This is a genomic window from Psychrobacter sp. 72-O-c (assembly GCF_904846605.1).
Lineage (GTDB): Bacteria > Pseudomonadota > Gammaproteobacteria > Pseudomonadales > Moraxellaceae > Psychrobacter.
In genome coordinates, this window is record NZ_CAJHBI010000078.1 from 1 (window position 1) to 597 (window position 597).

Consider the following 597-nt stretch of genomic DNA (forward strand, 5'->3'; position numbering starts at 1 on the left):
TGTGGTAATAAGAGCTGTACTACCCAGCTATGAAAGATACCACTGTCAATACTGCTGTCATATAAACCAACAGCAAAGAGCTGATTGTTATGTATCGCGCCTATGGCATTGGTCTGATTTTTTAGTTGCCAGTTATAGATACCAAAGCAGTGATGTCCTTTTTGAGCATAGCCGTAGGGCCTGTGGTCATGAGACTTAAAACCGCTTTCATCAAGATAGATGATAGGACGGTTTTGCTCTTCAAACTGAGCTAATGAATCGTTGAACTGTTGCCGTTTTTCCTCATCAGCTTTCGGGTGTTTGAGTGTCTTTTTTTTGAGTGATGTTGATACGCTTGAGCGCTTTACCTATGCCTCTTGCTGTGCAATTAAAACGCTGTGCTCTCTCATATTGATAAGCATCTGGATAGGTGGCAACGTCCTGTCTTAATGCCTCATCATCAATCTTGGTGGGTTTTCGATAGTAAGGCTTCTTTGGAACACCCTTTTTCCAGTCTTGGACTGTTTTGGTGCTAATATTAAAGTCTTGGGCAACGCGGCGTACCGTTTGCCCTGCTGCAATCTTGCTTAATACGAGTTGTCGAAAATCATTTGAGTA

Annotated in this window: 2 protein-coding genes; both read right to left on the reverse strand. The window is 42.4% G+C overall.

All coding sequences use genetic code 11. From position 1 onward, the window contains the following. A partial coding sequence (locus JMX97_RS14050; protein WP_201558978.1) for a transposase occupies positions 1-224 on the reverse strand: 224 nt, incomplete at its 3' end. Positions 225-285: 61 nt separating this feature from the next. Continuing rightward, positions 286-597: IS630 transposase-related protein (locus JMX97_RS13675; protein WP_201558976.1), on the reverse strand; the 312-nt coding region annotated here is incomplete at its 5' end.